Source organism: Vibrio sp. 10N.222.52.C12 (assembly GCF_041474215.1).
GTDB classification, from domain to species: domain Bacteria; phylum Pseudomonadota; class Gammaproteobacteria; order Enterobacterales; family Vibrionaceae; genus Vibrio; species Vibrio crassostreae_C.
On record NZ_JBFRTR010000183.1, the window covers coordinates 1 to 4,293 of the forward strand.

Sequence of the window (4,293 nt, forward strand, 5' to 3'; positions counted from 1 at the left end):
GATCAAAAAGGGCTGCTCAATGAGCAGCCCTTTTGTTATTTGTATTATGCGCCTTAATGCTAACGATAAGTCATAATCAAGGCTCAGCATCTGTTAGCGATACAGCGCCACTAACTCTGCCATCATATCGATGTGCGAATCTCTGTCGTTCAGACACATAATGTAGCTAAAGTCCGAACCACCAGCGTCAATGAAAGTCTCTTTACACTGGTCTGAAATCTCTTCCAACGTTTCCAAACAGTCAACCGAAAAGGCAGGTGCCATAATGTCGATCTTCTTGATGCCTTTACTCGGCAGTGATTCAAGTGTCTCGTCAGTGTATGGCTTCAACCACTCTTCTCGACCAAATCGCGATTGGTATGTCATTGTGATATCGTCCGCTGACAAACCTAACTCTGCCGCAAGCAGCTTTGTTGTCGCTTCACAATGCTGAGGGTAGATATCGCCTTCATCAGCCAGTCGCTTCGGAATACCGTGGAAAGAACACACTAAATGATCGGCTCTGCCATTTTTATCCCAATGACTGCGGACGCTTTCAGCCAATGCTTTGGCATAGCTTGGGTGCGCGTAGTAGTCGCGAATAAAGCGATAGCTCGGGATAACTGGCATCTGCTTAAAGGCTTTGGTTAAACCATCAGAAACCGCCGCTGTGGTTGTACCAGAGTACTGCGGATATAAAGGCAGTACGATGATGTCCTCAACGCCCTGCTCCATCAGTTGCTCAACACCAGTCTTTAGGCTTGGGTTGCCATAGGTCATACCCAGTGCAACAGGCATCTCTAGTTTTTTCTGGAGCTTTTCAGCTTGTCTTTGAGAGTACACAAGCAGTGGTGAGCCCTCATCCATCCAGACAGACTGATACAGCTTAGCAACTTTAGGCGAGCGAATCGGTAAAATCACGCCATGTAATATAGGACACCAAAGCCAACGCGTTAGGTTTACAACTCGCTTGTCGTGTAAGAATTCACTCAAAAATCGACGAACGCCAGCGGGGGTCGCCGCATCTGGCGTTCCTAAGTTCACCAGTAAAACGCCCTGCTTTTTATTATTTTCCATAGATACCTGAGACCAATATGTGATTTTCTGGAAAGTAATATACTAATCTGCATAAGTTTAAGATCATTGCGCCTCAATGAAAGTCTGAATAATCACTCTTCATATGAGATACACAACATCCACTCTCAATTGCTAGCCACTGCCATCGGGTCTGAACCGTTCTGAATCATGTGCAATCAAATTATCTAGATTGGTATCGTACTAAAAATTGAAACAAAAAAAGCGACCCTTAAGGTCGCTTCCAATATATCAAATTCTAAAACTGGCTGTTAGCCAATTATGCTAGTGCTTTCTCAAGTTCTGCACTAACTTCAGCAACTTGCTTAGTACCATCAAACTTAAGGTACTGAGTGTTGCCTGCTTCAGCTTCTTTACCGTAGTAAGAGATAAGCGGAGCTGTTTGATCGTGGTATACACCTAGACGTGCACGAACTGTTTCTTCTTTGTCGTCATCACGTACCACTAGGTCTTCACCCGTTACGTCATCTTTACCTTCTTCTTTAGGCGGATTGTACACAGTGTGGTATGTACGACCAGAAGGAAGGTGAGCACGACGACCAGCCATACGCTCAACAATCACATCGTCAGCTACGTCAAATTCAACAACGTAATCAACAGCGATGCCCATTTCTTTTAGGCCATCAGCTTGTGGGATTGTGCGTGGGAAACCGTCTAGTAGGAAACCTTTCTCACAGTCATCTTGAGCGATACGCTCTTTGATAAGACCAAGGATAATTTCATCAGAAACTAGCTGACCAGCGTCGATTACTGATTTTGCTTGCTTACCAAGCTCAGTACCCGCTTTGATAGCAGCACGTAGCATGTCACCAGTTGAAATTTGAGGGATACCAAATTTGTTCATGATGAAGTTAGCTTGAGTACCTTTACCCGCGCCAGGAGCACCTAGAAGAATGATGCGCATGTTTAATCCTCTTATAAAATTATGATTTATACCGAAGCTCACTATCCCTCCATTCTTGCTCATTTTTAGGATGAACAGAAAGCGTTAAGTAACCATTGAGGCTAAGCAAAACTGTGAACAGAAGCAAAACGGTAAGTTTCGGTATAACGTTTAAAAATCATACAACTGGAGATAGTCGCTTCTTAGCCCCAGCTGATTAGGTCGAGCATTCTATCACATTAATATTCAATTTGGCTGAATTTACGACTAAAGAATGCATCGACAACATTTGTTGTGACGATAACGGTGACGTTGACCACGTTAGGTCAATTTTCAACGACGTTCATAAAAAAAGCCCGCATTTGCGAGCTTTTTATTGTAATTGTTGGCTTAACCTAAAGTCGAAAGACTAACGCTTTGTTAGTAGCTCGTTGATTGCACCCAAGAATTGTGACGGATCTTCCATTGAGCCCTTTTCAGCCAGCATCGCTTGACCAAGTAGCAACTCAACCCAACGACCAAACGCTTGCTCGTCTGCTTCGTCAGCCATCTGTTTAACCAGTGCGTGCTCAGGGTTAATCTCGAAGATGTACTTCACTTCCGGTGCCGCTTGACCCGCAGCTTCAAGAAGCTTCGCCATTTGCGTGCCCATTTCGAAGTCGTCAGTCACAACAACCGCAGGTGTTGTTGCTAGCTTGAAGGTCGTACGAACTTCTTTAACACGACCACCTAGGTAAGATTGAGTGCGCTCTACAACAGATTTGAACTCTTCTTCTGTCTCTTTTTGCTTCTCTTTCTCTTCTTCACCTTCAAACTTGCTTAGGTCTAAGCCTGCTTTAGTGATCGATTGGAACTGTTTACCGTCGAAGTCAGTCAGGTAGTTCATTACGTACTCATCAATACGATCGTACATTAGAACCACTTCAATACCTTTAGCTTTGAACTGCTCCAAGTGTGGGCTGTTCTTAGCGGCAGCGTAGCTATCTGCTGTCAGGTAGTAAATCTTATCTTGGCCTTCTTTCATGCGCTCAACGTAAGATTCTAGGCTGATGGTTTGTTCAGCAGAATCCACTTCCGTTGACGAGAAACGAAGTAGACCAGCGATCTTCTCTTTGTTCGCCATATCTTCAGCCGGGCCTTCTTTCAATACTAGGCCGAACTCTTTCCAAAACTCTAGGTACTTATCATTGTCATTCTTCGCCATGCGCTCAAGCATAGTCAGTACACGCTTGGTACATGCGCCACGAAGAGACTGAGTTACCTTGTTGTCTTGCAGGATTTCACGAGACACGTTCAATGGCAGATCGTTTGAGTCAATCAAGCCACGAACGAAACGCATGTAAGATGGCATGAACTGCTCTGCGTCATCCATGATGAATACACGCTGCACGTAAAGTTTCAAGCCACTCTTGTGGTCACGGTTCATCATGTCCCAAGGTGCTTTCGCTGGGATGTAAAGCAGACTTGTGTAATCGTTCTTACCTTCAACCTTGTTGTGGCTCCAGGTTAGTGGATCAGCAAAGTCGTGAGATACGTGTTTGTAAAACTCTTGGTACTCTTCTTTCTCGATATCAGACTTGTTACGAGTCCAAAGTGCTTGCGCCTTGTTGATCTGTTCCCAATGTTTCTCTTCGGTGTCTTTACCTTCGTCATCTTTCACTGCTGTGAAGATAGAAACAGGAATGCCGATGTGGTCAGAATATTTACCAATCACTTCACGCAGACGCCACTCATTTAAGAACTCTTTACCGTCTTCACGCATGTGCAGAACGATGTCAGTACCACGAGACTCTTTAGTGATGTCTTCGATTGTGTAATCACCTTCACCTGCAGAGTGCCACTGAACAGCTTCATTGTTCGGCAGGCCAGCTGCACGTGTGCGAACCGTTACCGCGTCTGCGACGATGAATGCAGAATAGAAACCCACACCAAATTGACCAATCAGTTGAGAGTCTTTGCTTTGGTCTTCAGACAGCTTTGAGAAAAAGTCTGCAGTGCCTGACTTAGCAATCGTACCTAAATGCTCAATAACGTTGTCGCGGCTCATGCCGATACCGTTATCAGAAATCGTTAACGTGTTAGCTTCCGCGTTGAATGAAAGTTTTACACCTAGATCGGCATCACCTTGGTAAAGGTCACCGTTCGATAGAGCTTGAAAACGGAGCTTATCAGCCGCGTCAGATGCGTTAGAGATCAGCTCACGTAGAAAGATTTCTTTATTTGAATACAGTGAGTGAATCATTAGATGAAGTAGTTGTTTTACTTCAGATTGAAAGCCACGAGTCTCTTTATTTTGCGTTGCCGTTTCGCTCATTTTTACTCCAAAACATCTATAC

Annotated in this window: 3 protein-coding genes; all 3 read right to left on the bottom strand. The window is 44.5% G+C overall.

Features of this window, described 5'->3' with window-relative positions; genetic code table 11:
* Nucleotides 1–93: 93 nt before the first annotated feature.
* The gene (gene hemH, locus AB4623_RS23340; RefSeq protein ID WP_372147452.1) at nucleotides 94–1,056 is read right to left on the bottom strand and encodes a ferrochelatase; all 963 of its coding nucleotides are present in this window, start codon (nucleotides 1,054–1,056) and stop codon (nucleotides 94–96) included.
* 277 nt (nucleotides 1,057–1,333) lie between these two features.
* Nucleotides 1,334–1,978 (bottom strand): adenylate kinase, encoded by a 645-nt coding sequence (adk, locus tag AB4623_RS23345; RefSeq protein WP_017062200.1) that lies wholly within the window; start codon nucleotides 1,976–1,978, stop codon nucleotides 1,334–1,336.
* 388 nt (nucleotides 1,979–2,366) lie between these two features.
* Nucleotides 2,367–4,271 (bottom strand): molecular chaperone HtpG, encoded by a 1,905-nt coding sequence (gene htpG / locus AB4623_RS23350; protein WP_017062201.1) that lies wholly within the window; start codon nucleotides 4,269–4,271, stop codon nucleotides 2,367–2,369.
* Nucleotides 4,272–4,293: the final 22 nt, after the last annotated feature.

Coding starts and splice junctions, on each gene's coding strand:
- adk (WP_017062200.1), bottom strand. CDS start 1,978: ATGCGCATCATTCTTCTAGGTGCTCCTGGCGCGGGTAAAGGTACTCAA.
- hemH (WP_372147452.1), bottom strand. CDS start 1,056: ATGGAAAATAATAAAAAGCAGGGCGTTTTACTGGTGAACTTAGGAACG.
- htpG (WP_017062201.1), bottom strand. CDS start 4,271: ATGAGCGAAACGGCAACGCAAAATAAAGAGACTCGTGGCTTTCAATCT.